Source organism: Hamadaea tsunoensis DSM 44101, from assembly GCF_000428945.1.
GTDB lineage: Bacteria > Actinomycetota > Actinomycetes > Mycobacteriales > Micromonosporaceae > Hamadaea > Hamadaea tsunoensis.
The window spans coordinates 40,549-66,512 of record NZ_AUAX01000025.1; the positions used below are offsets into that span (position 1 = coordinate 40,549).

Consider the following 25,964-nt stretch of genomic DNA (forward strand, 5'->3'; position numbering starts at 1 on the left):
ATCCTCAGGCGACGGAATCTCCCGTATTCACCATGAAGTAGGCAGCCCGCTCGAGATAGTCCCAGAGAGTCTGGCGCAGTTCGGGGGACAGGTCGAGCGAGTCCACCGCGTCGTGCATGTGCGCGAGCCACGCGTCGCGGGCGGTCGCGTCGACCGCGAAGGGCGCGTGCCGTATCCGGAGGCGGGGGTGCCCGCGTTCCTCGGAGTACGTCGTCGGCCCGCCCCAGTACTGCACGAGGAACTTCGTCAGCCGGTCGCGCGCCGGCCCGAGGTCCTCCTCCGGGTACATCGGGCGCAGCAGCGGATCGTCGGCCACACCGGCGTAGAAGACGTCCACCAGCTTGCGGAAGGTGGGCTCGCCGCCGAACTGTTCGTAGAGGCTGACCGTCACGCCTCCATCTTGCCAGCCGTCGCGGAGATCGACACCGCCGCTCGGGCGGTCAGGCGCCCTGGCTCAGCGCACCGGCCCGAGGGCTGGGCGAGGCGGCGGGCTGCGCGGGCGGCTGGGCGGGCGAGCGGGCGGCCAGCGCCTGGTCGAAGGTCTCCCGGCTCGGCCAGGCCAGCGCGATGCAGATCATGACGAGCAGACCGAGGACGCTCCACACCCCGACGGCCAGGGGCAGCGCGATCCGGTCGGCCAGCAGTCCGGCCGCGAAGATCCCGATCCCCTGCGTCAGCTGTACGCCCATCTGCATCACCCCGAACGCGCGCGCCCGGTAACCGTCGGGCAGGACGCGTACGAAAAGGGAATTGCTGGTGGGGACCATGCCGCTGACGAAGAAGCCGGTGGCGAAGGCCATCAGGCAGACCACCGCGAAGCGCGGTTCCAGCAGCGACGGGATGAGGACCGCGGGGACGGCGAGGGAGAACGGGATGATCAGCGAGCGGCGCCGGGCGGGCGAGAACAGGCGGGTCAGCAGCAGGGCGCCGACCACCTGGCCGACCGGGTTGGCCATCATGATGAGGCCCTGCCAGACGCCCTGCGTGGACGCGTTCGCCGGATGCAGCCAGGCCGCCCAGGCGGCGCCGAGCCCCTCGGGCACGGTCGAGAACACGGAGGCGCCGAAGACGACGAGCGCGATCGAGCGCAGCGTCGCGGTGCCGAAGACGAGCCGGAACCCGTCGCTGGTCTCCCGCAGCAGGTGGCGCCGGGTCGACCCGGCCGGCGGACGGCTCTGGACCCAGGTGATCAGCAGCAGCGCGCTCAGCGCGAAGGTGGCGGCGTCGAACGCCAGCGCGCCGCGCGGGTTGACCGCCGCCACGAGGCCGCCGATCAGATAGCCGCCGACCTGCGCCGCTTGGCCGGAAGTCAGGTTGAGGGCGAGGCCGACGGTCAGCTGGTCGCCCGGCAGGATCTGCGGCAGCATCGCGGACTTGGCCGCCTGCGCCGGCGGGCTGGCCAGCGAGGCCAGGAAGAGCAGCGTGAGCATGGCCCACAACGGCATGCCCGGCACGGCCACCAGCGCGATCAGCGTCATCCGGACCAGATCACAGGTGATCATGACCGTGCGGTAGCGGTAGCGTTCGGCCAGCGTCGCCAGCAGCGGGCCCGCGATCAGCCACGGCGCGTAGCTCAGCGCGAACGCGGCGGCCGACAGGGCGGGGGAGCCGGTCTCGGCGAAGACCAGCGCGGTGATCGCGGCTTTGGCGAAATAGTCGCCGACCCAGGAGAGAAGGCTCGCACCGAAGATCGTCCGGTATTCGCCGTTCGCCAGCACCTCACGGTACGTGGCCGACCGCTCTTCCGGTCCGGGTGCACTCTTCGCGCCATCCTCGGGGGTGATCCGGGACACCGTGGAGCCTCCATAGTTCGCGACAACGGTGCACGGGTCGGTCACCGCTTCGCAATTCGGGCGACATGCGACGTTCCTGCCGTCTTGCTTCGTGCCCCGATTCTGCCCGAATAGACGAGGGTTGGCTAGTCCCCACGGGGGAAGTCGATGCGAGTCCGGGCTTTCTGTGCGGCATTAACGGACAAAGACCGTTAATGCCGACTTCGCGCTTTATTCTGCGCCCAGTTCCCCGGTCGCGTCCAGGCCCTGCGCGGCCCGGACCGCCCGCAGGTTCTGCACCGACACGGCGAGGCCCGAGCGGAACAGCGCCTCGGTCAGGCGGCGGCGCAGCTCGCGGGCCACGCGTACGTTGGCGTCACTGGTGGTCTTGGCGGTGACCCGCACGACCACGCCGTCGATGGTGACGTTCTCGACGCCCGCGACCTTGGGCAGGTCCAGGAAGTCGTCGGCGTACTCGGGGTCGGCGCCGAGCTCGTCGGCCGCCTGCCGCAGGACCGCGACCGCCTCGTCCACCGGCGCGAAGCCGATCGGGATGTCGATGACCGCGACCGAGTTGCCCTGGCTGTGGTTGCCGACGCGGAGGATCTCGCCGTTGCGCACGTACCAGACGACGCCCTTCATGTCGCGGATCGTGATCGTACGCAGCCCGACCGCCTCCACGACGCCGGTCACGTCGCCGACGTCGACCACGTCCCCGACGCCGTACTGGTCCTCGAGCAGCATGAACAGGCCGCCGATGAGGTCCTTGACCAGCGACTGGGCGCCGAAGCCGAGGGCCGCGCCGACGATGCCGAGGCCGGCGACGAGGGGCGTGAGATCGATGCCCAGCTCGCCGAGGACCATCAGGCCCGCGACGGAGAAGATGACGACCGTCGCGAAACTGCGCAGGACCGAGCCGATCGCGGCCGCCCGCTGGCGCCGCCGCTCCGGGAACAGGCTGGTCGCCTCGGTGAGCCCGTTCGGCAGCCGCTCCCGCAGCGGTCGCAGCAGCGTGGGGACCTTGCCCTCGCCGGCCCGGTCGGTCAGCCGGGTGATCGTCCGGTTGATCAGCGCCCGGGCGATGAGCGCGAGCACGATGATGAGCAGGATGCGGGCCGGTTTGATGACCCAGAGACTGCTCTGCGCGACGCCGGCCGAGCCCGTCGTCTTCTGCAGCCACTCGCAGACCGCGTCGTTGTCGCAGACGTTGGTCCTGGACGGTGCCGGAGCTGGGGTCGCGTCGGCGAGAAAGTTCGCGAGGGGCAGGAGCGCGGCGATCACGGAGAGCTAGTTAACCTGGCGAATCGCCGCTGCGCCAGTCGGCCAGACTTTTCCGGAATTTCGGGCGCTTTGCACTACACGCTGGTGAATTCTTCGCTTGATGTCCAAAAAGACCGTGCGTTTACCACATCTGTCGGTCACGATGGTGGTACACCCCCGTTCGGGGAAGGGCTGCACGCGCGAAGGGTGACGGCGATGCCTGACATACGACGCACAAAGGCCTCCGCCCTGGTTCTCAATGCCACCTACGAGCCCCTGTGCGTCGTCTCGGTACGCCGAGCCGCGATCCTCGTCCTCTCCGGTAAGGCAGTCTGCGTCGCCGACGGCGAAGGCGTACTGCACAGCACCCGGCGAGCGCTCAACGTGCCCCTGGTCATCCGGCTGCAGCGCTTCGTACGCGTCCCGTACCGCACTCATGTCGGGCTGTCCCGGCGGGCGATCTTCGCTCGGGACGGCGGCCGCTGCGTCTACTGCGCCGGCCCGGCCGAGACGATCGACCACGTGATGCCGAAGTCCAAGGGCGGCGGCCACCACTGGGAGAACGTCGTCGCGGCCTGCGCCCGCTGCAACCACACCAAGGGCGACAAGACGCTGAACGAGCTCGGTTGGCGCCTGCCGGTGCAGCCCTCGATCCCGAAGGGCGCCGTGTGGCGCGTGCTGGGGCATCGCGTACCGGACCCGCGCTGGGCGGAGTGGCTCGCACCCGCGCTCTAGGGCCTGTCTCCCGGATCATTCGCGGCCCGTTGGCGGCCTCAGACGACGATCGGCGGCGCTTGAGTCTTCGCCGACAGGCCACCAGCCTGACGACGAAGATCAAGCTTGCCGAATCGCCGCCTGAGACTCGCCACCGGACCACGAGATCCGGGAGACAGGCCCTAGGCCTTGTGCACCGTGACCAGCGACGCGAAGACGATCACATTGCTGGCGTAGCCGAGCTCACCGCCGACCCACGTCCCGCCGCAGGTGATCAGCCGCAGCCCCGGGCGGCTGTAGTCGTCGTACACCCGTTTGACCGGCAGCTGCGCCTTCGAGAAGGTCTCCACCGAGTTCACCTCGAAGATCGCGACCTGCCGGTCCCGCCGCGTGATCTCGATCCGGGCGCCCGCCTTGAGATCGTCGATGTGCGCGAAGACGGCCGGATGGTCCTTCGTGTCGACGTGCCCGACCAGGATCGCCGGCCCGTACTGGCCCGGCGTCGGCCCCTCCCGGAACCAGCCGGCCTCGTTGCGCAGGGCCAGCGCCGGCACCGCGATCGAGCCGTCGGTATCCCGGCCGACCCCGTGCACCGGTGCGCGCAGGCCGATCGAGGGAATGACGATCCGCGTCGGCTGGCTGGGCCCGAGGACCGGAAACCTGCCGGGCGGCGGCTTGCTCCCGGATCCGGAGAACAGGGACGACAGGTGGATGTTGCCGGTGGCCTGGCCGAGTCCCAGCCCGGCGCAGAAGATGCCACCGACGACGAGGACGGCGGCGAGCGTACCCGGCCACCGCCCGGCCCTCGGCCGCACGCCGGTCTACTCCACGGCGCGGCGCCGGCGGGCCGCCCAGACCGCGAGGACGCCGCCCGCGCCGACCGCGGCGAGGCCGCCGGCCAGCATCGCGGTACCGCCGCCCTTGCCGTGGTCCGCGAAGTAGCCGCCGCCGGTGTTGGGGCCCTTGGTCGGCTTCGACGTGGCGCTGATCACCCACAGTGTGGTGGTCGCGGTGCCGCCCGTCGCGCAGGTGAGCTTGACCGGGTACCCGTGCGGCGCCGTGTTGGCGGGGATGGTGCCGGTGCCGATGAGGAAGCCGTTCTCCGGCGTGAGGATCACCGATCCGGCGGCGCTGCCGAAGGCGCTCGACGTCGCCTTCGCCGGGTTGACCGTGGAACCGCAGCTCGCACGCAGGCTGACGGAGAATCCAGCGAGGATCGTGGAGGGATTCACTTCGATGAAGACGGTTTCGGCGTGCGCGGGCGCGGGCCCGATCAGCAGCGTCGCGCTCCCCGCGAGCAGGGCGGCGCCGACGGCGGCGACCCGCGACCAGGCCCTCCGGGACAGAGCAGTCCTCATGGCATTTCCTCTCTTATGTCCGTGTCGTCATCCTCTCAGAGAAACACGGGCAATGAGGTGATTGCGAAAACTCGGATCGACCCCGCGACCTGTGCGGATCGTCGTTAGCGTTAGCGTTAGCTGGTCCACGTCGGAACGACGCCTTGGGGGCGTTGATCTTGTCTATTCCTGAGACGGTACTTGTTTACGTCGCGGCACCCCTCGCGGTGATCGCGATCATCGCGGGCATTGTCTTCGCGAGCGGTGGCAAGAGCCGTACCCGGCGCTACCGGCCGGGTCGGCCGTACGACTTCGCCCCGGTCTGGTTCACCGCGTCCGGGGAAACCGCGGGGACCCACGCGGAGGACGCCCACGGTGCGGCGATCGAGCACCGTTCCCCGCAGGCGGCGCTGCCTGCGGCGGTCTCCGCCCCGGGCGTGACGGGAGGCGCAAGTGACCGCTGGTGAAGCGAAGGTGGAGCAGGCCAACGACGGTCCTTTCACGACGCGTCAGCTGCTCCGCCTGGACGAGGCCCTCCGGCTCGCCGACCAGACGACCGGGCTGAACTTCAGCATCTACTGCGGCGAGCTCACCGAGCCCGCCCGCGAAGCGGCCGAGAAGCTGCACGGCGAGCTGGTCGACCCGGCCAACTCCGTGCTGCTCGCGGCCTCGCCCGAGCAGCGTCAGCTGGAGATCGTCACCGGTGAGCAGGCCCGCAAGCGCCTGCACGACCGCGACTGCAAGCTCGCCGCCTTCTCGATGGTGGCGGCCTTCGGCGGCGGCGACCTGGCTGGCGGTTTCATCAGCGGGATCGCCATGCTGGTCAACCTGGCCGGCCGCGCCTGACCCGCGGGCACCGGACGCAGACGACGAAGGCCGCCCCGACGGATCGGGGCGGCCTTCTCGTGTACGCGATCAGGCGGCGGCGTCGCAGGCGCGGGCCTTGAGCGCCCGGGCCACGGAGTCCACGCCCTCGCCGACGAGCCGGCGCAGCGGGGCCGGGTGGCCGTCCTGCGCGAGCCACGCCTCGGTGGCGGCCACCATCTCGTCACTGACCTGCAGCGCGGGGTAGCCGAGCACGAGGAACTCCTGCGCCGGCTCGCTGTCCCGCTTGGCCCAGATCTCGGCGGCGACGTCGAGGAACTTCTGCGCGTACGGCTGGGTCAGCTCGACCTGCGTCGGGTGCTGGAAGCCCAGCAGCAGCGCGCGCGACCGCCAGTTGGCCGGCTCCTCGTCACCGGTGAGCTCCGCCCACGCGGCCGCCTTCGCCTCGGGATCGGGCAGCAGCGTGACCGCCGTGGCGGCTTCCTTGTCGCCGCTGGCCGTCTGGTCCGCCGCGTGCTCGTCCTCGACCTCGTCCCGGCTCAGTACGCCGTTGGCCGCCAGCGCCTGCACGAGCTGCCAGCGCAGTTCGCCCGCGATCGTCAGCCCGGCCGGTACGCCCTTGCCGTCCAGCCAGCCGCGCAGTTCGGCGAGTTCGTCGGCGCTGCGCGCGGCTCCGATGAACGCCCGGGCCCACAGCAGCTGGAAGCCGCTGCCCGGCTCGGCGGCGATCATCGTCTCGCGGGCGGTCGACGCGAGCCGGGCCCAGCCGGTCGGCGCCCACTGCGGGTCGGCGTAGAAGGTGAGGGCCGAGCGCAGCTGGTTGAGCGTCGCCGTGACGAGGTTGACGTCGTCCTCGGTCGGCAGGCCCGACACCACCTGGGTGAGGTAGTCGCGGGTGGCCAGTTCGGCGTCGCGCACCATGTCCCAGGCCGCGGCCCAGCACAGTGCCCGGGTCAGCGACGAGGCGAAGCCGCCGATGTGGCGTACGACCGTCGCCATGGAACGGTCGTCGAGACGCAGCTTCAGGTAGGAGTGGTCGCCCTCGTTGAGCACCAGGGCGTCGGCCGCCTTGACCCCGGCCAGCGCCGTGATCTCGGTCTCCGGACCGGTGACGTCCACCTCGATCACGTCCCGGCGGACCAGCCGGTCGCCGTCGAGGTCGAACAGGCCGACCCCGATCCGGTGCGTACGCAGCACGGGGTGGCTGTCGGGGGCGGACTGGAGCACCTTGACCGACGCGTACGCGCCGTCCTCGCCGATCTCGACGACCGGGGTCAGGGTGTTGACCTGGGCCGTCTTCAGCCACTGGTCGGCGAAGTCGGTCAGTTCCCGGCCGGACGCCGCCTCGAGCTCGGTCAGCAGGTCGGTGAAGGTCGCGTTGCCCCACGCGTGCTTGGCGAAGTAGCTGCGCAGGCCCTGCGTGAACGGTTCGATCCCGACGTACGCCACCAGCTGCTTGATGACGGACGCGCCCTTCGCGTACGTGATGCCGTCGAAGTTGACCTCCACGGCCGCGACGTCGGGCATCTCGCTGTAGACGGGGTGGGTGCTGGACATCTGGTCCTGGCGGTAGCCCCAGTTCTTGCGGATCGACAGGAAGGTCGTCCAGGCGTCGGTGAACCGGGTGCCCTCGGTGTTGGCCCAGTGCGACGCCCACTCGGCGAACGACTCGTTCAGCCACAGGTCGTCCCACCAGCGCATGGTGACCAGGTCGCCGAACCACATGTGGGCCATCTCGTGCAGGATCGTGTTGGCCCGCTGCTCGTACTCGTAGTCGGTGACCGCGGAGCGGAAGATGAACCACTGCTCGGCGTTGGTGATGCAGCCGAAGTTCTCCATCGCGCCGGCGTTGAACTCGGGCACGATCAGCTGGTCGTACTTGGGCAGCGGGTACCGCACGCCGAACTTCGCGTGGAAGAAGTCGAAGCCCTGCTTGGTGATGAGGAAGATCTCCTCGGGGTCCAGGTACTGCGCCATGCTCGCCCGGCAGAAGATGCCGAGGTCGATGCCGTCGTGCGAGTCGCGGACCTCGTGGTACGCCCCGGCGCACAGCGCGGTCACGTACGTGCTCATCGTCGCCGACTCCGCGAAGTGGACGATCTGCGCGCCCGGCTCACCCTGCTCGACCGAGGCGACCGGGGAGTTCGAGACGACCTTCCAGTGCCGCGGCGCCGTCACGTGCCACGTGTAGGTGGCCTTGAGGTCGGGCTGGTCGAAACAGGCGTAGACCTTCTGGGCGTCCTGCGTCTCGAACTGGCTGTAGAGGTAGACCTCCTTGTCGACCGGGTCGACCGCGCGGTGCAGGCCCTGGCCGGACGTGGAGTAGTCGTAGTCGGCGTCGACGACCAGGACGTTGTGCGCGGCCAGGCCGGTGAGCGGCAGCCCCGTCGTGTCGGCCCAGCCGGAGACGTCGACCGGCGCGCCGTTCAGCGTCGCGCCGCGGATCGCGCGGGCGGCGACCTCGATGAAGGTCTGCGCGCCCGGTTCGGAGCAGTCGAAGGTGACTCGCGTGACCGAATGGAAGGTGCCGTCGCCGGGGTTGCCGGAGCCGTCGGTGAGATCGATGCTGATGTCGTACGAGCCCACCTTCAGCAGGCGGGCCCTCTCGACCGCCTCCGTCTGGGTGAGGTTACGCACTCCTGCCACGGTGGTCACTCCTTGATATGGCTCAGTTGACTGATGTCGATAATTCCGTAAGGTGCCGGGATGTGACTGGACCTTAGCACCGGGTCACCTGTCTATTAGTCGGCCATTTCCCCGCGTTCCGCCACTCGTTGCACCCCTCGTATCAACCCTCGCACCCCCGCGGGCCGAGCCGAGGAGGAACCGGAAATGGCCGAGTCGACCGCCACGCCCTGGACGCTTGCCAGCCATCCCGACGACGTGGCCGCGTGCAGCGGCGCCGTCGGCGTCGGCGTGACCGCCGGGCAGTGGGCCGATCCCGAGCTGGCCGCCCTGGTGGCGCCGCCGGTGACCGTGTCGGCGGCCGGCGTACGCGCCCCCGGCCGCCACCGCCTGGCCCTCGCGCCGTTCCCCGTACCGGTGCCGGCGCCCATCCCCGTGGCCGAGCGTTTGCCCACGTGGCGAGACCTCGCCGGGGCGCTCGCGCCGGCCTGACCCGGCGCCGGTACGTTTCCGTCATGACGGTTGTGCACCCGATTCCTCACGCCTGGCTCGCGACGCCCGCCGGCCGCACCGGCGCGCAGAACTACGACGAGTTCGCCGACGACGCGGAGATCACCGCGATCATCGAGGCCAACCCGGCCAGCGCCCTGTCGATCGAGATGCCGCACCTGGCGCCCGGCTCGGTGGGCACCCCCTTCGCCGACGCGCTCCCCGCCGCCGCGGAGCGCCTGACCGGCCTGCAGACCGCCGGTGCCCTCGCCTCGGCGCAGGACGTGCTGGTCGCGTACAGGATCACCGGGCCGGACGGGGACACGGCGTACGGGCTGTGGTCGATGGTCGACACCGACCAGATCTCCACCAGCGCCGACGAGCCCGGCCTCGTCATCCGCAACGAGGACGTCTTCCTCGCCAAGGTCCGCGAGCGCGTCGCCCTCTTCCAGGCCATCGGCCACCTGCTCTCCCCGGTCCTGCTGCTGCAGACCGCCCGCGGCGCCGAACTGCACGCGGCCCTCGCCGACGCGACCGCCACGCTGGGCGAGGCGTTCGCGAGCGACGTGGACCCGGCTGGGCGTACCCATGAGATCTGGCCGATCAGCGCGACCTCCCCGCTCGCCGCGAGCCTCGCGGAGCTGGCGGGCGGCGGCGAGCTGGTCGTCGCGGACGGCAACCACCGGTCGCTCGCGGCGCAGGTCGGCGCCCTGCCGCGGTTCCTCGCGGTCGTGACCACGCCCGCGTCCGTGGCGATCCAGCCCTACAACCGCCTGGTCCACACCCTGCCGATGACCGCCGGCGACCTGGTCGCCGCGCTGGAGAAGACCGGCGCCGTGGTCACCCCGCTCGACGGCCCGGTCACCGTCCCCGCCACGCGCGGCACCATCCACGTGTACGCGGGCCAGGGCGCTCACTGGCTGGTGAAGCTCCCGCCGTCCAGCGGAGTCCCGGACGTGGAGAATCTCGACCACGCACTCGTCGAGCGGCTGGTCTTCGGCGAGGCCCTCGCCCTCGAACCGGGCGACAAGAAGATCACCTACGTCGGCGGCGACTATCCCGCCGAGTGGCTCGCGGGCGAGGTCGACGCCGGCCGCGCCGCCCTGGCGATCCTCATCGCCCCGGTGACCGTCGACGACTTCGTGGCCGTCAACCTCGGCCGCCAGAAGCTCCCGCGCAAGTCGACCTGGTTCACCCCGAAGGCGCGGGCCGGCCTGGTCGCGGTGCAGCTCTGACTTATCCACAAAACTCGGCTGTCCACAGTTCCGGATAGTTGATGACGTGAAGGCGATGCCGGTCGGCTGGGACCCTCTCCCGCATGGCCGGCATTCCCTTTTCCGACACCGTCTTTCGCAGCCCCGACGCCGTCCGCGCCGGCCTGGTCAGCCGATCCGGCCTGCGCCGGGCCGGCTACCAGCGGCTCTACCGCGGCATCTGGGCCGGCCCGGACGTCGAGGTGACCTACGGGCTGCGCCTTGCCGCCCTCGACCGCCACATCCTGCCGCCCGGCTGCGTCCTCGCCGGCCGCTCCGCCGCCTTCCTGCACGGCGTACCGGCCGGGGCGTGGGACGACATCGATCTCGTGGCGGACCGGCGGTTCGGGCCGATCCACGGCGTACACGTCCACCTCGGGATGCCACCCTCGGACGAGGTGCTCACCAGCGCGGACGGGCTCGCGTACACGGCGATCGGGCGTACCTGCCGGGACCTCGCACTCTGGTTCCCGCTCACCGCGTCCGTCCCACTCCTCGACGCGCTGATCCGCACCGGTGTGGTGAGCCTCACGGACATCGAGCGGTACGCGCTGCACCACGAACCCGACCGCGGCTGGCGCAAACTGCTCACGGCGGCCGAATACTGCGACTCCGCGGCGCGTACGCAGTTCGAATCACGCGTACGCGTCTCGCTCATGACGCACGGCGTACCCCGGCCCTTCTGCGGCCTGTTCGACGACGTACCCCTGGCGTGGCCGGAGGAGAGCGTAGGCGTCACCCTGGCCGGAGCCGTGCCGGAGTCGGTGGGGGAGCCATGGATCCTGCACGAGGTGACCGAAGACCGGCTCCGGTACGACGCGGCGGGGTTCGCCGAGGAGGTTAAGGGTTCGCTCCGAGGGCGGGGGCGTCGTGTAAGCTAGCGCTCACGTGCCCGAGGGTTGGGCGCGTACGCGGGCGTAGCTCAATGGTAGAGCCTCAGTCTTCCAAACTGATTACGTGAGTTCGATTCTCATCGCCCGCTCCACGAAGAAAAGCCCAGGCCAGCGGCAAGATCGCGAGCCTGGGCCTTTCTCATTCTGATCTTCAAGCGGTCCCGTGGGCCATTCGCGGGCCATTAGCTGGCCTCGGGCTCGTCGTCGTCCTCGGTGGCGTCCTTCCGCCGCTTCCTCTCCTCGGCCTCACGAGCTTTGCGATCCATCTCCTCAGCGATCTCCCGGTCCCGCTCCGGCGAGCCGTGAAGGTAGATCAACGCCGCCCGGGTCGACGAGTGCCCCATCCGGCGCATCAACTCCCGGAGGTTGGCGCCGGACGCCGACGCCATGCCGTTGCCCGTGTGCCGGAGATCGTGGAACGTGAAGTTGGCCGGCAAGCCGAGATCAGCCCGGAGCTTCGCCCACTTCACCGTGCGCAGGAAGTTGCCGCTCCGCAGATATGCGCCCTTGTCACCGGTGAAGATGATCGCGTCCAGCTCGGCCCCGACGAACTCCGCCATGTGCTCCCGCAACGGTTCCACCGCGATCGTGGGGATCGTGACGACCCGGTTGCCGGCCTTGGACTTCGGCGGCCCGAACACCGGACCCGTACGCAGAGCGGCGAGCTTGCGCTGAACCCGGAGCGTGCCGTCCGCCAGGTCCACGTCCCGACGACGGAGCGCCGCCAACTCGCCCCAACGCAGGCTGCTGAACGCCGCCACCAGAACCAGCGCCCGATAGCGCGACGGCATCCGCTCGGCCAGCTCCAAGACTTGATCAAGCGTTGCCGGAACACGCTCCGGCGTCTCGTATCGGTCGTATCCGTCGATCTGGCAAGGGTTCTCGCGCAGGATCTTGTCCGGCTTGATGGCTGTATTGAAGATCGCGCGCAGCAGCACATACGCCTTAACCGCTTGCGGCTCAGGCGTCCCAGCCGCGAGGAGCTTCTGACGCCACGTCCTGATCGTCGACGGACGTACCCCATCGAGCGTGAGGTGCCCCAGGTGCGGATTGATGTACAGCCGGAACAGATCTTGATAGTTCTCCCGAGTCCGGGGCGCGAGCTTGCGCTCAGCGATCCACCTCGTCCCGTAGACGGACAAGGTGATCTCGGTCTTCTCAGGCGCCTCCCACGTCTGCTTGATGATCTCCGACTCCATGAGGGTCAGCCACTTTCGCGCCTGCGCCTCGGTCGCGAAGGTATGCGGCGCAGAACGCTGAATCCCGTCTGGCCCAACGTATCGAGCCTGAAACCGGCCGCTCGCACGACGACGGATGCTGCCAAACTGGCGCTTGCCCTTCTTGTTCGCCATCAGACCAGCCCTTCCAGGATCGCGCGGCGAAGCTCGGCGCGGCTGGTGGGCTGGACGCGGTTGCGTTCGATGTAGTCGGCGACGGCTTGGCGGGTGAAGCGGACGGCGCGGCCGGACTTCACGTACTCGATCTTGCGTCCGGCGACGAGGCGGCGGACGAACCGCTCCGTTTGGCGGAGGTAGGTGGCGAGTTCCTTGCTGGTCATGAGGTGGTCGTCGGTCACTGGGTTCCTTTCTCCCCGTTGTTGATCTCGGTTGCCGGAACAGGTCCCGGTGGTCGTAGTGCCTGCTCAAGCTGGTCTTTCCAGGTGTGGCGGAGGTAGATCGATCGCATGATCCGGTTTTCCAGGGAGCCGACGTCGCGGTCGGTGGGCCGGGCGATCTCGAACATGTACCGGCCCGCCGTCGCCGGGGTGTCGGGTTGTTCGTCGTCGGCTAGGGCGCCGGCCAGGACTTCACGGACCCAGGCGCGGTTGTCGGCGCGGAGGTCGGCGAGGGTCTTGCCCGACCACCGGCGGGAGATAAGGACGCGGCGTCCGGTGAAGCCGAGGGTTTTGCGCTGGTGGACCTTGCCGGAACAGCGTCCGGGGACGAGTCCGGCTTTCGGGTCTTCGGGTTCGACGCCGTAGAGCAGCCAGTTCGCGCACTTGGGCGAGCACGGGATGAGCGCGAGCTCGGCGTGCAGCCGGTCGAAGTGATCCCGTTGCGGTTCCGACGACGGGGCCGCCTGCTCGGTCAGGTCCTTCGTCACGTACTTCGTCACGTAGCGGATGGCCTTCTCGGCGTCCTTGGTCCCGTGCTGGATGCCCCGGGCGTCGACGGTCCCGAGCCGCAGCACGTACGCCGGTTCCGCCCCCTCGTCGTCGAGCGCGTCGACGGCATCGGCCCAGGTCTGGAGCGGTTCGCGGGTGACGGGGTCGACGAACCGGCCGCTCGCGCTGTCCCAGACGGGTGGCTTGCGCAGGCTGTACACGGCGGTGTCGAACTGCGGCCACCACACCTGGTGGTACGTGGCCGCTGCGACCTGCTTCAGCAGGGCTCGGGGGATGGTGCCGCGCATGGCGAAGTGGGCATGCGGGGTGAGGCGGCGTTGGAGTTCGACGGCTCCGGCGTACTGGACCGAGTACCCGGCCGCCCGGCGCAGGTTCTGCCACAGCCGATCCAGCCCGGCCGCGAAGAACACCGCATCAGCAGCCGCCCGCCGGTAGTCATACGAGTTCGGGTCTATCGGCGTACCGAGGAGTCCGTCCCAGTCGGCGTGCAGCACACCGCACGTGCAGGGGACGGTGTGGCCGCGTCGGGTCCGGGCACCGGTGTGCACCGGCCCGTACGACCCGAGCGTGATCGTCAGCAGAGTGGACGGCTGGTAGGTGCGGCCGTCCTTGCCCGTGTACACCTTCCCGGTCGTGCGCGTCGACACCGGCAGCCGCGGTAGCTCCGGGGCGTCCTCGCGGCGGCGGGTAGAACGCGCCTTCCGCGACTTGCCCTCCTCCGCCGGCCGGGGCAGCTTCCCCCGGACCCGATGGGTGGACAGTTCTTCGTCGAGGTCGACGATCCCGGCGTCGAGGTCGGCGACCTGCTTCCAGTCCGAGATCCGCTCGGCCTCGTGGCGCTCGAAGACCAGCGCGCACCGCAGTTCCAGCAGCGCCCGCACCTCATCGGTTGGGGCCTCTACGGGGGGTTCGGGGTCGTCGGTGAGGTGCCAGCCTTCGCGGATCTGCCGCTGACGCAGCTTCCGGTTCTTCTCCGCGCACGGCTTGCACTTCGACGAAAGCCGCGCCCCACAAGGGATATCCACGATCTCCGTCAGACCGGTGACCTTGTCGGTCCGGCGCAGGGCGAGCGGGCGTACACAGACGCCGTAGTGCTCGGCGACGTCCTGCAGCGCCTTACGCGCACGCGGCTGCCGCATCCGGTCCGCCCGTGATCCGGGCCGGGGCGCGTCGGGAGTGTCAAGGATTCCTTGACGCTGGCCAGGCGTGGGCGGGGTGGGGTCGGTGGGTGGGGTGGTGCCCCCGGCCGGGGCGATGACGGCGGCCGGGGGTGTGCGGGTCGCGGTCAGGGTCACGCGACCACCCGGGGAGTGGGTCGGCGGTAGAGCTTGAACGTGGCGGTGAGGAGGTCGTCGTAGAAGGCGGGCAGTTCGGTGCGCTGGTGTTCCCACAGGAACAGCCACACCGCCAGCAGGCCGACCGGGGGCACGATCGTGCCGTGCAGGGTCGCGACGAACTTCATCCGCAGGGCGAGGTGTTCGAGGTCCCAGCCACGCGCGAGGCGCGCTTGCCGGTAGGTGCACGGGTTGGTCATGACCAGGCGGCTCATGCGGGCACCGCCTTCGTGCGGCGCAGGGCGACCGCCGTGGAGATGCTCAGCCCGTAGACGACGGCCTCGCGGCAGCGGTCGCGGAGTGGGTTGGGGCCGGTCTGGCCGAACCAGCGGCCGCCGGCGAACGCCTCCCGGGCGTCAGCGGCGAGGTACGCGAGGGTTTCCACGCTGTGCCGTTCGATGGTCCGGGCGACGGCGATGATCAGTTCGTCGAGGGTCATCGTGGGCCAGTCGGCGTTGTCGGTGTCCGAGGCGTACAGGGCCGCCCACCACAGGTCGGGCAGACAGCCCGGCATGTCGTCGCCGTCCTCCAGGACGTGGGTCAGGTCGGCCGTCACGGTCGGGGTCGGGGTGGTGGTCATGCGGCCACCGCCTGCGCCCACACCAGCGACGCCCGACCGGATGCGTTGCTGGCCTGGGCGATCAGCCGGGCGATGGTATCGGCGTGGAAGTCGGCGGAGTTGCGGCGCTCACGCGAGGGCATCAGCGCTTCCCATGCCCCCCACCGGCCGTTGGTGATCGCGTCGCGGATCTGCAGGGCGGTCTGGGAGATCACGTCGTAGCCCAGGCGGGTGATGGTCTGCACCGCCAGGTCCGTCAACGCCTCCGCCGTCATCGGCGCCCACGCCGACTGCGGACTGTCCGACGCGTACAGCGCCGCCCACCACTCGTCGAACGACACCGACGCCAGATCCAACGGCCCCGACGTCGACACCGAAGTGGTGCGGGTCGGCAAGGCGATGACCGGCGCGAGGTCGCCCGGCAGCGGCTCGAACGCCCCGACCGCGCCCGGGGTGGTCGACTTCGCCTCGGTCATCCCGAAGGTGCAGCACACACCCCACTCACCCAGACCCGTCCCACTGCACTCCCCGCACACCACCCAGAACGACGTGTTGTAGCGCTCGACGCACTTCGTCGAGGTACACCACCGGGTGTCGCAGTACGAGCAGAACCCGGCGAAGTTCAACCGGGGCGGAGCGACGACTGTGCCGGCCGCCGGAGTCTGATGGGCGATCGACCGCGCAGCAGTGCGACGGGCAGGCTTACGCGTACTCTGAACAGGCATCGTCGTTTCCTTCCAACAGGGTTGCGATGCACCTGGCCTCGACGGGTAGCCGCCCGTCGGGGCTTTCTCTGAGCGCAACTGGTGCGCACCAGTAGTCTGCAACTGGTGCGCACCAGTTGTCAACACTCGCTAGAGCCGTTGGCATACAAGCGTTTCTTGAGGCTCGCTTCCTATGTCTCCATTGAAGTACGGTGATCACCTGGCGACGATGAACGCGTGATGCACCCGCGATGCACTCCGCGTGCGCAGGACGACTTGGGGAGGTCGTGTCCGTGGACGTGGTCGAGCTGTGGACCGGGCGACATGCAAACGCGCTACGCCTGGCACTACGCCTCACGAACGAGGCGATGGCACGCCAGCTCGGAACCGCCGTCCGCACCGTTGCGAAATGGAACGCCGAACCCGAAGTCGTTCCATCGCCCGAGCTCCAGCGAGCATTGGACACGATGCTTTCCCGAGCCACAGACGATGAACGTCGTCGGCTCGGGCTGGTCTTCGCCGCGACCAGAGCGGAACGGGAGATCGACGCGGCCAGTGAGACCCGGCTCGCCACTGACGACGCCGCGAATCAAGCCTTGAGCTGGCTGGACGAGGCGGCTAGTTGGACAGACGGCTCGGCACGCAGGTTGGTCGCCAGGCTGGCGCGCGAAGTCGATCCGCGCCGCGTGCAGGACTTGGCGCGAGCCCGCAGTCGAGTGAGCAGGAACGACATAGCCAAGTTTCTACGGGCGTACTACGACCTTCCCGCCGCCGGCTACGGAGCCTTTCGCGCGAGTGTCGGCGGGATCATCGCTGAGACGAGCGTCCTCACTCGGCCTGACTGGCTCGATCTCAAGGTGCGTCTGGGCGACAGCCTCGAACGGTTCGTGCTCGACGACGGCCGCGACGCCCTTCTGACGTCTCTAGATCGCACCGCCGCCGAAGCTGCGGCGCAACGACTTGCGGTCGGACTTGCAACGGGTGGTCGACTCGTCAACTCGACCCTCTACCGTCTGACTGATCTGGTGATCAGGCGCGGAGGGATCGAAGGCGCGGTAGCGCTCACCGACTTCGTCACCTACGCCCTGACCATGGACCTGCTTGAGGGCGAGACAATCGACGCCATAGTGGCCAACTTGCCGCCCGAGCCGGACAGCACGCCTCTTCGAGCGCAGTTCCTGCCCACGGTCGATAGCGTGATCCGCTTTGGCGACAGGCTGTGTGCTGGAGGCCCCCTCGCTCTGTTCGCCGCCGCCCGGCCGGCCACGCGTACGCGGAGGAAGCCTGACTTCGTCCTGCTGGTCCAGCAGCGATCCGGGCGAGTCCTCAACGCAGCTCATCGGCTGGCCGTGATCCCGAAGGCATTCCATCAGCCGATGGTGGATCTCCGGGCCGAGGCGGCCATCTCCATGACCCTCAACCGGGAGATGGAGGAGGAGCTGTTCGGACGACCGGAGGTCGACTCGACGGGCGACGGCTTCAGGCTGGCAGAGCCGCTTCATCCAAGCCGCCTGACGCCACCGTTCCGGGCGCTGCTCAACGACATGGACAACTGGCGAATGGAGTGCAGCGGGTTCGGGCTCAACCTGGTCAGCGGCAACTTCGAGTTCGCCAGCGTGATCGTGATCGAAGACGAGGACTGGTGGCATACGCACGGAGGAAGCATCCAGGCCAACTGGGAGGCGGACGGTCTCCGTCAGTATTCAAGCCTTGACCGTGAACTGATCGCGCACTTGGTGCATGATGCCTCCTGGAGCAACGAAGGTCTGTTCGCCTTCCTCCAGGGCCTACGCCGCCTCGCGGAAATCGGGGGCGACCGCGTAGACCTCCCGGCGATCGAGTGGGAGTTGTAGTGGCTGACGGCTGGTACACCGGCAACGCCAACAATGACGGCGATGTACATCGCGGCTGGCTGCTCGGACATTTCGTCAAGCCCGAGGAATCCATCCGCTCCACCGGTGCTCTTGAGATCAAGTGGGGAGTTCACCCGGCTGGAGACAAGCGCGCGGGCTGGACCACCGGGGAGGACCGCACGACCATGGTGGTTCTCATCTCGGGCCGCCACCGCATCGACCTCTCGGTCGGCGAGGTGCTGATGGAACGCCAGGGCGACTATGCAGTGTGGGGACCCGGGATCGAGCACACCTGGGAAGCGCTGGAGGACTCGGTGATCCTGACCGTTCGCTGGCCGTCGCTGGAGAACTAGCGACCGGTGGTGTTCACGACGAAGTAGCCGCGGCCGTGTTGGGCCTCCACCAGGCCCAACGCCGTCAACTTCGAAAGCACCAGGCGGATCGTGGTTCGGCCGGCGGAGAGGTCGGCGGCGAGCTGGCGTTCGGACGGAAGTTTCTCGCCCGCCTTGTACTCGCCCCGCTCGATCATGCCTCGGATCGTCGCCTCTACCCGCTCGGTCAGCTCACCCACGGAGTAGAGGGTAGCGCAACTGGGCCGCACCAGTTAGCGATGATGATATAGCCGTCGCCTGCACGATGGGACTACAGTCCTCGAACTGTGCTCGTCATCAGTTCATTCTAGGAACGTACCTAAGCCTTGGCCATCACGACTCGTACCCGATCTGCCTCTTTGCAGCCCGTCGGAAGTGAAGAGAAAGTTATATCGCCTACCCGGTTTGCGGGTTTAGACGAGATCTGCTTACTGCAACTGCCGTTGGCTTCGACGACAACAATCGGGAACGTCACTCCGATGTCTGATGATCCGCCACCGATTGGCTGGACCAGCAGGCTCCAATGTCCATCCACGACAGGGAGCGGGTCACTTACCGAAAGGTAAAAGACGCTCGTGTCGTTTTCATCATCGGCGATGACGAAAACCCAAAGGTCTTTGTCTGAGTCAGTCGAAGTTCCTTGTACGACGGTCCCATCCTTTCCTGACACCGACGTGTAGTCTGCTGGGCTTGTTATACGAGTACCTTCTGGCATGGAGGGGACGCTCGCTGGCGATGAGGTAGATCTATGAGCGGCGGTGGCCAGCACTTCCGGCGTACTGCCGCCTTGTAGATTTGGGAGCACATAGGGCATCGCAAACAATGCGGCGCCGACCAGAAATACGAATAGGCCAACTGGTCCACGCACATGAACCACTCCACCATTGGCGCTTCCTTCACGCTCCGCCATGCGACGCCATACGAGAAGAGCTAGGCCAGTCACAATCAGTGTGCCGCCCACAATCTGCAATATCATCACTGGCTCCAGTACTCGTCGACTTCCAGGCATTATGAACGTCGCACGTACGCCCCAGTGAGGTCGACAGCTTTGAGGATAGTGTGGTGAGACAGGGGACTTCTATACTTGCCCGATCATCTCTGAATAGCCATCTGATCAACGCACGTAAGCGTCTGTAGTGACACCGTGGTTGCATGCCTCGTCAGATTCGGCTATACGATGGGCTGAATACGGGGTGCGGATCAGCCAGATTTGTTGCCGATTTTGTCTCTTAGGGATCAAGGCGCCGCACAAGCGCGGCGCGCACGCCTGCTCGCTCGGGCACGGATCGCCTTGTGCCTTCGGCAACGGCGACCGGCCCGGCGGCTGGCGTGCACGGTGCAGCTCGGCGACGATCCCAGAGACTTCGGACCGATCCTCCGCACGATGACCAGACGGCCGGCGGCGACCACGCCCAGGACGACCGAGCCGAAGGGCATGCCCCTGGCAGGGGCGCTCGGCAACAGGAGGGTGGCGACCGCGGTGCGCTGCCTGGTGGGGATGGTGGTCATGCTCGGTGGGACTGGTCCCGTCACTGACGTCCCGAGCTGAGCTGAGCAGACTTCTCTTGGGGCGCATAGGTCGTACGTCCGGTAGGGCGCTCCACCTATGCGCCCCAAGAGAAGCCCGCTCCCCGGTGGGCGGGCCGACAGCGACGGGACAGCCGAGTGGGCCATCCGCACGTTCGGATGTCAAGGTCGTGCTGACTCATCTCGGCCCTCCGTCATGATTCATGTATGGGCTTGTGGGATGTGCGAGATGACGCAGCGAGGGATCAATGGAACTGGGTCCCGCTCGTGAGTGTCGGGCCACTACGTTTTGGTGCGAGCCGCGATGAGGTAGAGGCGGTCATCGGCAGCGAGCCACGCACGCAGATCTGTAGGGACTACCGGTGGTGGATCCAGGCCGAGTTCCGCAGCGGCGTAACGGTCTACTACCGCGACGGGCGGCTGGGCATCGTGGCGGTTCATGCCCGCTCCGGGCCGCAGGTGATCTACAACGATCAGGCGCTGGTCGGGCGGGTCCCGTCGGAACTCGAACAGTGGGCGGTCGACCAGCATCTTGCTAATGGACATCAGCTGCGCTACAGCACGTACGCCGATCCGGAACTGTACGAGCTCGGCCTCATCATTCGGGTGCAACGCGCTGGCGACTTCATGCTCACCCGTCCTGTGATGCTGGCCGAACCAGCCGATGTGTCGTGGGAAGCCGTACCTACGGAGGAGTGGGACCAGTGGTGGTAACAGCGCCAGCCACTGGAGCCGTCCTTGAGAACCGCCAGGCGCGTTCTGGTGTCAAGGAAAGCTTGACGGCGCATGGCGTCGGACGACGAGCCGCGAGCACGGAACGACGGTCGGAAGCCGGGCCATTTGCGGGCCATTCAACGTGTCCCGTGGGGGTCGCGAGCGGTCACCAACGGCCTCTCGCTCCACGCTCAAACCGGGGCAGTTCGGGTCCTTCACCGAGGTTGGTACGTTCTTCCAAACTGATTACGTGAGTTCGATTCTCATCGCCCGCTCAACGAAGAAAAGCCCAGGCCAGCGGCAAGATCGCGAGCCTGGGCCTTTCTCACTCTGATCTTCAAACGGTCCCGTGGGCCATTAGCCGTCCTCGGGCTCATCGCCGTCCTCGGGGGCGTCCTTCCGCCGCTTCTTCTCCTCGGCCTCACGGGCTTTGCGATCCATCTCCGCAGCGATCTCCCGGTCCCGCTCCGGCGAGCCGTGAAGGTAGATCAGCGCGGCCCGGGTGGAGGAGTGCCCCATGCGGCGCATCAGCTCGCGGAGGTTGGCGCCCGACGTCGACGACCGGCCCACGTCCAGCGCGCTGCGCCGGGAGAACGCGGGGCGGCGCGAGCCTACGCCGCCGTGGTGAGGTCGGCGACGAGCGCCTCGACGCGGGAGCGGATGTCGTCGCGGATGGGGCGCACCGCCTCGATACCTTGCCCGGCCGGGTCGTCGAGTTCCCAGTCGAGGTGGGTCTGTCCGGGGAAGTAAGGGCAGACGTCGCCGCAGCCCATGGTGATGACCACGGTGGACGCTTCGGAGTCCTCGACGGTGAGGATTTTCGGGGTCTGGTCGGTGATGTCGATGCCGACCTCCTGCATCGCCTGGACCGCGACGGGGTTGATCTGGTCGGCGGGCTGTGATCCGGCGGAGCGGACCTCGACGCGGTCACCGGCGAGCGCGCGGAGGAATCCGGCCGCCATCTGGGAACGGCCGGCGTTGTGGACGCAGACGAACAGCACGCTCGGCTTGGTCGGGGTGGTCATCGGGTCGGCTCCTGGGTGAGTTCGGTGAGCAGGGCGGGTACGCGATTCCCAGCCGGCTCGATGACAGCGGTGTCGCCGGCGACGGTCCGCGTACGCGGATACAGCACAACGGCGAGGCCGAGTCCGAGCGCGGCGCCGACGATCTGGAAGGCGACGAACCCGGGCACCGAGGCCGGGCTGATCCCGGCGAACGTATCGGTGAACGCGCGGGCGATCGTGACCGCCGGGTTCGCGAACGAAGTGGAGCTGGTGAACCAGTAGGCGGCGCCGATATACGCGCCCACGGCGGCCGGCGCGTACTGAGTCCGGCCGGTGCGGACGAGGGCGAAGATGAGCAGGATCAGCCCGGCGGTCGCGACGGTCTCGCCGATCCACAGATGCGGCGCCGTACGGGTTGTCGTAGCCCAGGTGACGGCGGGCAGGCCGAACATCAGGTTCGCGACGATCGTGCCGCTGATCGCGCCGATCACTTGTGCGCCAACGTATCCACCGAGTTCGGCGACGCCGGTGTGGTCGGGATCGCGGCGGTGCAGCCACCAGTCGGCGGCGGTGACGACCGGGTTGAAGTGAGCGCCGGACACGGGTCCGAGGACGAGGATCAGCACGGCCAAGGCGAGCATCGTGGCGATCGAGTTTTCCAGCAGTTGTACGCCGACGTCGCCCGGGGAGAGCTTGGCGGCCATGATGCCGGAGCCGACCACGGCGACGACCAGCAGCAGGCTGCCGAGGTATTCGGCGAGCAGTCGCCGGGGCTGAAGGGTGCGGCCGGGGTTCACGGGTGCTGCTCCTCGATGGTCGGGGCGAGCCGGTGGATGCGGTCGGCGAGGTCGGCGTACGCGGTCTCGAACGCCTCGTCGGTGTCGACCGGGACGGGGTCGGGGATCGACCAGTGCAGCCGGGCGGTGTCGACCGGGAGGATTTCGTGGACGTGGTCGCACACGGCGATCACGAGGTCCCCGTCGTCGGCGACGTCGTCGAGCCGACGCGTACCGGTCGGATCGAGGCGTAGTCCGTGGCGTCGGGCGATGCGTACGGCCCGGGGGTTGACTCGTGTGGCGGGCTCGGTGCCGGCCGACGCGACCGCGATCGGGCTGGCTTGCGTCCACAGGGCGGCGGCCAGCTGGGAGCGGGCGGAGTTGCGGGTGCACACGAACACCACCCGCCGCGGTGCCGACAGGCGGGGCGGGTGCAGCGCGGCGAGCGCGGCCGGGCGTAGCTGGAGGTAGGAGCGGCGGCGGTCGTGCTCGGACCGGCGGCGGTCGATCACCCCGGCGTCGGCCAGGACGCCGAGGTGGTGGGCGACGAGGTTGGTCGGCATCCCGAGGTGGGCGCCGATCTCGCCGGGTGAGGCGTCCCCGGTGGCGAGGATGTCGGCGATCGCCAGCCGGGCGGGGTCGCCGAGGGCGGCGTGGATCCGCGCCCGCAGCTCGACCGACGAAAGCTCAACGCTCATTGCCTCAAAATACATTGAGTAAATTTGGTCGCGCAAGCCAGTGCCGGAGATCGGCTGGCGGCGACGGCTACCCGCCCACCTACAGGTGTCCGGTGTCGTTGAAGGCGACCAAGGTCGGCGGCCGGGCGTCGTCCCACTGCACGATGGTGATGGCGCAGTTGGCCTGGTTCAGCCCGATCCACCGCCACGTGGGCGCGTCCAACACGTGCCGGACGAACCAGCCGATCACGAAGTTGTGCGTGATCAGCAGCTCGTTGCGGTCCTGCTCCCCGGCGACGCCGAAATGGTCGACGGCGCCCTGCAACGCGACAGCGTCCACATCGCGCTCGTCTTCCGGTACGCCCTCCAGCCACGCATGCCACCGCTCCGGGTAACCGTCACGCTGCCCCGGCGACGGCACCGGCGTCCGGTCCGCCACGTAGTCGCAGGCGTGGCTCGGCACGTGGGGAAGATGGCCGGCCACGATGCCGGCGGTCTGCTCCGCCCGGGCCAGCGGGCTGTGATGGATGGCTGCGAACGGGACGGCTGCGAGCCGCCGGCCGAGCCGATCCGCTTGTTCGCGACCGAGTCGCGACAGGCCGCCGTCCGGAGCGTGATCCGAGGACGGGTCCTGTTCGCCGTGCCGGACGAGGTACAGGTGTGTGCGAGCCATCGATGTACATCCTTGGAGTGGTCAGTGATCATCACGATAGATCACGAAGCGCAGCGGCCCGCACCTCGGTTCCCGCGGCGGGAACCGAGGCGGTGGTCGGGGGCGGGTCAGCCGCAGCAGGATCCGCCGGCCGACGCGGTCGCGCTGACGTCGACCAGTGGCAGCGACAGCAGTCCGCCCGCGACGCCGGTCGCCAGTCCCCGCCCGACTTCCACCGTCGCCGGGGCCGGGCCGCAGCACGAACTCCCGGCGCTGTCGTCGGTGAAGTCCGAGCTGCACACGCCGGTCTCGGGCAGGTCGAGCCGGACGTCGCGGGCGGCGGTCCAGTCCCCGGCCAGGGCGGCGACGACCGAGCGGGCCTGCTCGTACCCGGTGGCGAGCAGGAAGGTCGGGGCGCGGCCGTAGGACTTGGCGCCGACGACGTAGAAGCCGGGCTCGGGGTGGGCGAGTTGGTCGACGCCGTGCGGCGGCACGGTACCGCAGGAGTGCTCGTTCGGGTCGATCAACGGGGCGAGCGTACGCGTCGAGCCGAGGATCGGGTCCACGTCGAGGCGCAGTTCGGCGGCGGGGGAGTGGTCCGGGCGGGCGCCGGTGGCGTTGACGATGACGGCCGCGTCGAGCTTGCGCCCGTCGGCCGACACCAGGCCCTCGTCGGTGACCTCCTGGACGAGGAATCCGGTGTGGACGGTCACGATCCCTTCGTCCACCAAGGCTTTGATGCGGGTGCCGATGGCGCCGCGTGCGGGCAGCGCGTCGTTGTCCCCGCCGCCGTACGCGCGCACAGGCGTCGAGGCGCGCAGGACCCAGTGCACGGTGGTGCCCGGCTCGGCGGCGGCGAGGTCGGCGAGAGCGATGAGCGTCCCGGTCGCCGAGTGGCCGGCACCTACGACCGCGACGCTGCGCCCGGCGAACTGCGTACGCAGTCGGCCGGTGACGTCGGGCATGCCGTTGAAGACCCGCCCATCGGCGTACGCGCCGATCTCGCCTTGGGCTGGGATGCCGTTGCCGCCCACGGGGTTCGGCGTACGCCACGTTCCGGATGCGTCGATCACGGCCGAGGCGGGGAGTTCTGTGCCGTCGGCCAGGCGGATCAGGAACGGCGCGGCTTCCCGCCCGGCGGTGCGGACCTTGTCGAAGCCCTGCCGGGCGATCGCGACCACTGCGGCGTTCAGCCGGATGTGGGGGGCGATCGCCGGATGCGCGGCCAGCGGAGTGAGGTAGTCGTCGACGAGTTCGCCGCCGGTCGGCAGCCGCTCGGGGTCCGGGGCGGCCCAGCCGGTCGCTTCGAGGAGCGTACGGGCGGCCGGGTCGGTGTCGTAGCGCCACGGGGAGAACAGCCGCACGTGTGCCCACTCGCCGATCGACGCCGCGATCCGGTCGCCGGCCTCCAGGACGACGAAGTCGAGGCCGCGGGTGGCCAGTTGGGCGGCGGCGGCCAGGCCCACCGGGCCGGCGCCGATCACCGCGACGGGAAGCCGTTGCGTGCTGGTGTCCATGGTCGCGCTCCTCCCCGGCACACGGCCGAGACTGTTTAGAGGTTTTTCAAACCAACGTTGTCTAGACTGCCGCCTACTTAGAGGTTTGTCAAACCAGGGTCCGGCGGGCTGGTTCAGTCGATGCCGGCGGTCGGGCTGCGGCGTTCGATCATCACGACGTCGCGCCAGCCGTCGAGGGGGTGCCGTCCGACGCGTTCGCGTACGCCGACGACGCGGAATCCGGCCCGCTCGTGCAGGCGCAGGCTCGCCGTGTTGACGGGGAAGACGCCGGACTGGATCGTCCAGATACCGGCGGCCTCCGTCGAGGCGAACAGCGCCGCCAGCAACGCCCTCCCGACGCCGCGGCCCTGGACGGCCGGGTCGACGTACACCGAATGCTCGACCACCCCGGCGTACACCGGGCGGGCCGACACCCGTGACACCGCCACCCAGCCGGCCACCACGCCGTCGATCTCCGCGACGAGGCGGTGCTCGGGCAGCTTGCCCGCGTCGAACGCGGGCCAGTCCGGAGCGATCGTCTCGAACGACGCCAAGCCGCCATCGAGGCCGGCCTGATAGATCTCGCGTACGCGGGGGCCGTCGGCGGTGGTCATCAGCCGGATGTCGTGCGGCGCAACGGTCATGAGCAGCCACCGGCCGCCGCGGGAGCGGGCTTGCCCATCACGATGTCGGCGGCGCTCGGGAAGCAGGCGATGCAGTTGGCGTTGATGCGGTAGTGGCGGGCGTTGCCGACCGGTTCCACGAGCACGAACCGCACCTCGGTCAGGACCTTCAGATGCTGCGAGACCGTCGACTGCGCCAACCCGATCGCGGCCACGATCTGCCCCACGCTCATCGGCTCGCCGACCCGGGCGAGGAGCTCGACCAGCTGTACGCGCGACGGGTCGGCCAGGGCTCGAAACCACGACGCGTACTGTTCGGCGGTCGCCCGCTCCAACAACTCCACCCGACGCTCCCATCAACATCATCGTTCATCGCCGATC

32 protein-coding genes and 1 tRNA gene are annotated in these 25,964 nt (G+C 68.9%); 11 read left to right on the plus strand and 22 right to left on the minus strand.

The window, feature by feature from the left end; translation table 11 throughout:
- Positions 1–4: 4 nt before the first annotated feature.
- From G401_RS0130000 to G401_RS49400, 3 genes are all read right to left on the minus strand, one after another.
- A complete protein-coding gene (locus G401_RS0130000; RefSeq protein WP_027345396.1) occupies positions 5–391 on the minus strand; it encodes a globin in 387 nt (128 codons plus the stop codon).
- A 49-nt stretch (positions 392–440) separates the two neighbouring features.
- Complete coding sequence (locus tag G401_RS49395; protein WP_169734271.1) at positions 441–1,793, minus strand: MFS transporter; 1,353 nt, start codon at positions 1,791–1,793, stop codon at positions 441–443.
- Between the two features lie 210 nt (positions 1,794–2,003).
- Positions 2,004–3,053, minus strand: coding sequence for a mechanosensitive ion channel family protein (locus G401_RS49400; protein ID WP_245601890.1), 1,050 nt, complete (start codon positions 3,051–3,053; stop codon positions 2,004–2,006).
- Positions 3,054–3,248: 195 nt separating this feature from the next.
- On the opposite strand from G401_RS49400, the gene G401_RS0130015 reads away from it, so the two are divergent.
- The gene (locus G401_RS0130015; protein ID WP_027345397.1) at positions 3,249–3,767 is read left to right on the plus strand and encodes an HNH endonuclease; all 519 of its coding nucleotides are present in this window, start codon (positions 3,249–3,251) and stop codon (positions 3,765–3,767) included.
- A 161-nt stretch (positions 3,768–3,928) separates the two neighbouring features.
- Here the strand turns inward: G401_RS0130015 and G401_RS49405 are convergent, their stop codons facing one another.
- Together G401_RS49405 and G401_RS0130025 are read right to left on the minus strand one after the other, a co-directional pair.
- Entirely contained in the window at positions 3,929–4,561 is a 633-nt protein-coding gene (locus G401_RS49405) for a class F sortase (RefSeq protein ID WP_051367350.1), read from the minus strand.
- A 6-nt stretch (positions 4,562–4,567) separates the two neighbouring features.
- Positions 4,568–5,104 (minus strand): hypothetical protein, encoded by a 537-nt coding sequence (locus G401_RS0130025; RefSeq protein ID WP_027345398.1) that lies wholly within the window; start codon positions 5,102–5,104, stop codon positions 4,568–4,570.
- Positions 5,105–5,262: 158 nt separating this feature from the next.
- Here G401_RS0130025 and ctaJ point away from each other — a divergent pair, with 158 nt between their 5' ends.
- Positions 5,263–5,550, plus strand: a complete 288-nt coding sequence (gene ctaJ, locus G401_RS0130030) for an aa3-type cytochrome oxidase subunit CtaJ (protein ID WP_027345399.1) — start codon at positions 5,263–5,265, stop codon at positions 5,548–5,550.
- Entirely contained in the window at positions 5,537–5,929 is a 393-nt protein-coding gene (locus G401_RS0130035; RefSeq protein ID WP_027345400.1) for a DUF5130 family protein, read from the plus strand. The genes ctaJ and G401_RS0130035 overlap by 14 nt, the downstream gene beginning before the upstream one ends.
- Positions 5,930–5,998: 69 nt before the next feature.
- On the opposite strand, the gene pepN is transcribed toward G401_RS0130035, so the two are convergent.
- A complete protein-coding gene (pepN, locus tag G401_RS0130040) occupies positions 5,999–8,545 on the minus strand; it encodes an aminopeptidase N (protein WP_027345401.1) in 2,547 nt (848 codons plus the stop codon).
- Between the two features lie 195 nt (positions 8,546–8,740).
- On the opposite strand from pepN, the gene G401_RS0130045 reads away from it, so the two are divergent.
- From G401_RS0130045 to G401_RS0130060, 4 genes are all read left to right on the plus strand, one after another.
- Positions 8,741–9,025 (plus strand): hypothetical protein, encoded by a 285-nt coding sequence (locus tag G401_RS0130045; protein WP_027345402.1) that lies wholly within the window; start codon positions 8,741–8,743, stop codon positions 9,023–9,025.
- Between the two features lie 23 nt (positions 9,026–9,048).
- Positions 9,049–10,257 (plus strand): DUF1015 family protein, encoded by a 1,209-nt coding sequence (locus G401_RS0130050; protein WP_027345403.1) that lies wholly within the window; start codon positions 9,049–9,051, stop codon positions 10,255–10,257.
- An 83-nt stretch (positions 10,258–10,340) separates the two neighbouring features.
- Positions 10,341–11,156 carry a hypothetical protein gene (locus G401_RS0130055; RefSeq protein WP_027345404.1) on the plus strand — a complete coding sequence of 272 codons (816 nt, stop codon included), beginning with the start codon at positions 10,341–10,343 and terminating at the stop codon, positions 11,154–11,156.
- Positions 11,157–11,186: 30 nt separating this feature from the next.
- Positions 11,187–11,260 (plus strand) — tRNA-Gly (locus G401_RS0130060).
- Between the two features lie 90 nt (positions 11,261–11,350).
- Here G401_RS0130060 and G401_RS0130065 read toward each other — a convergent pair.
- From G401_RS0130065 to G401_RS0130090, 6 genes are read right to left on the minus strand one after another with little or no spacing between them, the layout of a single operon-like run.
- A complete protein-coding gene (locus tag G401_RS0130065; protein ID WP_027345405.1) occupies positions 11,351–12,520 on the minus strand; it encodes a tyrosine-type recombinase/integrase in 1,170 nt (389 codons plus the stop codon).
- The gene (locus G401_RS0130070) at positions 12,520–12,744 is read right to left on the minus strand and encodes a helix-turn-helix domain-containing protein (RefSeq protein WP_027345406.1); all 225 of its coding nucleotides are present in this window, start codon (positions 12,742–12,744) and stop codon (positions 12,520–12,522) included. The genes G401_RS0130065 and G401_RS0130070 overlap by 1 nt, the downstream gene beginning before the upstream one ends.
- Positions 12,741–14,588: a replication initiator gene (locus tag G401_RS0130075; protein WP_322787766.1), complete on the minus strand. Its 1,848-nt coding sequence runs from the start codon at positions 14,586–14,588 to the stop codon at positions 12,741–12,743. Before G401_RS0130075 ends, G401_RS0130070 begins: the two co-directional genes overlap by 4 nt.
- Positions 14,585–14,842, minus strand: a complete 258-nt coding sequence (locus tag G401_RS49410; RefSeq protein ID WP_034593594.1) for a hypothetical protein — start codon at positions 14,840–14,842, stop codon at positions 14,585–14,587. Before G401_RS49410 ends, G401_RS0130075 begins: the two co-directional genes overlap by 4 nt.
- A complete protein-coding gene (locus G401_RS0130085; RefSeq protein WP_027345408.1) occupies positions 14,839–15,207 on the minus strand; it encodes a hypothetical protein in 369 nt (122 codons plus the stop codon). Before G401_RS0130085 ends, G401_RS49410 begins: the two co-directional genes overlap by 4 nt.
- Entirely contained in the window at positions 15,204–15,911 is a 708-nt protein-coding gene (locus tag G401_RS0130090; protein ID WP_157546569.1) for a hypothetical protein, read from the minus strand. The genes G401_RS0130085 and G401_RS0130090 overlap by 4 nt, the downstream gene beginning before the upstream one ends.
- 272 nt (positions 15,912–16,183) lie before the next feature.
- Here G401_RS0130090 and G401_RS0130095 point away from each other — a divergent pair, with 272 nt between their 5' ends.
- Positions 16,184–17,743 carry a hypothetical protein gene (locus G401_RS0130095; RefSeq protein WP_027345410.1) on the plus strand — a complete coding sequence of 520 codons (1,560 nt, stop codon included), beginning with the start codon at positions 16,184–16,186 and terminating at the stop codon, positions 17,741–17,743.
- Entirely contained in the window at positions 17,743–18,096 is a 354-nt protein-coding gene (locus G401_RS0130100; RefSeq protein WP_027345411.1) for a hypothetical protein, read from the plus strand. The genes G401_RS0130095 and G401_RS0130100 overlap by 1 nt, the downstream gene beginning before the upstream one ends.
- On the opposite strand, the gene G401_RS0130105 is transcribed toward G401_RS0130100, so the two are convergent.
- Both G401_RS0130105 and G401_RS56255 read right to left on the minus strand, forming a co-directional pair.
- On the minus strand, positions 18,093–18,314 hold the full coding sequence (locus G401_RS0130105) for a winged helix-turn-helix domain-containing protein (RefSeq protein ID WP_027345412.1): 222 nt from the start codon (positions 18,312–18,314) through the stop codon (positions 18,093–18,095). The two genes, G401_RS0130100 and G401_RS0130105, sit on opposite strands and share 4 nt — an antisense overlap.
- Positions 18,315–18,433: 119 nt before the next feature.
- The gene (locus tag G401_RS56255) at positions 18,434–19,090 is read right to left on the minus strand and encodes a hypothetical protein (RefSeq protein ID WP_157546571.1); all 657 of its coding nucleotides are present in this window, start codon (positions 19,088–19,090) and stop codon (positions 18,434–18,436) included.
- 408 nt (positions 19,091–19,498) lie between these two features.
- Between G401_RS56255 and G401_RS0130110 the strand changes: the two genes are divergently transcribed.
- Positions 19,499–19,663: a hypothetical protein gene (locus G401_RS0130110; protein WP_157546573.1), complete on the plus strand. Its 165-nt coding sequence runs from the start codon at positions 19,499–19,501 to the stop codon at positions 19,661–19,663.
- Positions 19,664–19,848: 185 nt separating this feature from the next.
- Positions 19,849–20,355 carry a hypothetical protein gene (locus tag G401_RS49415; protein WP_034593595.1) on the plus strand — a complete coding sequence of 169 codons (507 nt, stop codon included), beginning with the start codon at positions 19,849–19,851 and terminating at the stop codon, positions 20,353–20,355.
- A 357-nt stretch (positions 20,356–20,712) separates the two neighbouring features.
- Here G401_RS49415 and G401_RS57275 read toward each other — a convergent pair whose 3' ends face one another.
- The 8 genes from G401_RS57275 to G401_RS0130155 all read right to left on the minus strand — a co-directional run bounded on the left by G401_RS57275 (position 20,713) and on the right by G401_RS0130155 (position 25,927).
- Positions 20,713–20,874, minus strand: a complete 162-nt coding sequence (locus tag G401_RS57275; RefSeq protein WP_211240879.1) for a hypothetical protein — start codon at positions 20,872–20,874, stop codon at positions 20,713–20,715.
- Positions 20,875–20,966: 92 nt separating this feature from the next.
- Positions 20,967–21,380 carry an arsenate reductase ArsC gene (locus G401_RS0130125; RefSeq protein WP_027345414.1) on the minus strand — a complete coding sequence of 138 codons (414 nt, stop codon included), beginning with the start codon at positions 21,378–21,380 and terminating at the stop codon, positions 20,967–20,969.
- Positions 21,377–22,156: an aquaporin gene (locus G401_RS49425; protein ID WP_051367352.1), complete on the minus strand. Its 780-nt coding sequence runs from the start codon at positions 22,154–22,156 to the stop codon at positions 21,377–21,379. Before G401_RS49425 ends, G401_RS0130125 begins: the two co-directional genes overlap by 4 nt.
- Complete coding sequence (locus G401_RS0130135) at positions 22,153–22,833, minus strand: arsenate reductase/protein-tyrosine-phosphatase family protein (protein WP_027345415.1); 681 nt, start codon at positions 22,831–22,833, stop codon at positions 22,153–22,155. The genes G401_RS49425 and G401_RS0130135 overlap by 4 nt, the downstream gene beginning before the upstream one ends.
- A gap of 79 nt (positions 22,834–22,912) precedes the next feature.
- Complete coding sequence (locus G401_RS0130140) at positions 22,913–23,485, minus strand: histidine phosphatase family protein (protein ID WP_027345416.1); 573 nt, start codon at positions 23,483–23,485, stop codon at positions 22,913–22,915.
- 107 nt (positions 23,486–23,592) lie between these two features.
- Positions 23,593–24,981: an FAD-dependent oxidoreductase gene (locus G401_RS0130145; RefSeq protein WP_027345417.1), complete on the minus strand. Its 1,389-nt coding sequence runs from the start codon at positions 24,979–24,981 to the stop codon at positions 23,593–23,595.
- A 113-nt stretch (positions 24,982–25,094) separates the two neighbouring features.
- The gene (locus tag G401_RS0130150) at positions 25,095–25,604 is read right to left on the minus strand and encodes a GNAT family N-acetyltransferase (protein ID WP_051367353.1); all 510 of its coding nucleotides are present in this window, start codon (positions 25,602–25,604) and stop codon (positions 25,095–25,097) included.
- Positions 25,601–25,927, minus strand: coding sequence for an ArsR/SmtB family transcription factor (locus tag G401_RS0130155; protein ID WP_027345419.1), 327 nt, complete (start codon positions 25,925–25,927; stop codon positions 25,601–25,603). The genes G401_RS0130150 and G401_RS0130155 overlap by 4 nt, the downstream gene beginning before the upstream one ends.
- Between the last annotated feature and the right edge of the window lie 37 nt (positions 25,928–25,964).